The organism is Cellulomonas telluris (assembly GCF_004886325.1).
Lineage (GTDB): Bacteria > Actinomycetota > Actinomycetes > Actinomycetales > Cellulomonadaceae > Cellulomonas > Cellulomonas telluris.
Map to the genome: position 1 here is coordinate 1 of NZ_QXFN01000095.1, position 536 is coordinate 536.

A 536-nucleotide genomic window follows, 5' to 3' on the forward strand; every position below is an offset into this window, starting at 1 on the left:
ATCGGCTCGGTCCGCGCCAAGGAGATCAACCGCACCGCCGGCTGGCTGTCACGGCTCACCCGCGACAACGGCCTGCCGGAGAAGCTGTTCGTGGTGCACCAGTTCACCGACTCGATGGTCCCCGACATCCGCAAGGTACGCCGCCGCGACGTCCGCGCCATGGTGCAGCACGTCGACGGCTTCGGCAGCCCCGCCGACAAGCTCGCGACCTACCGCGACGTCGCCGTGCCGCGGAAGTTCACGATGGGCTTCAAGCTCTTCTACGACGAGGACGTCCCGCGGATGCGGCCGGCGCAGGTGCGGAAGTCACTGCCGGACGTGCGGTTCGTGTCGTTCCAGTAGCACCCGCTCACGGGGCGATCGCGCCCGCCAGCAGCTCGGCCACCCGCGGGTCGAGCGCGGAGCGGTCCGCCCGGTGCCACAGCAGCCGCAGCAGCACCTCGGCCCGGTCGCGTACGACGTGTGCCCCGCGCCCGGTGCCGAGCCGCACGGACGCGTCGAGGTCCGTCGCGACCAGCAGGAGGGCGGCCGGCAGC

At 72.2% G+C, this 536-nt stretch carries 1 protein-coding gene and 1 pseudogene; one reads left to right on the plus strand and one right to left on the minus strand.

The genetic code is table 11. The features are described 5' to 3' along the window. Window positions 1-342 (plus strand): annotated as a pseudogene (locus FB586_RS19600) (hypothetical protein); the annotation flags it as partial. A 7-nt stretch (window positions 343-349) separates the two neighbouring features. Here the strand turns inward: FB586_RS19600 and FB586_RS19605 are convergent. After that, window positions 350-536, minus strand: a 187-nt coding sequence (locus FB586_RS19605; protein ID WP_168800631.1) for a hypothetical protein, incomplete at its 5' end; no start/stop codon positions are given.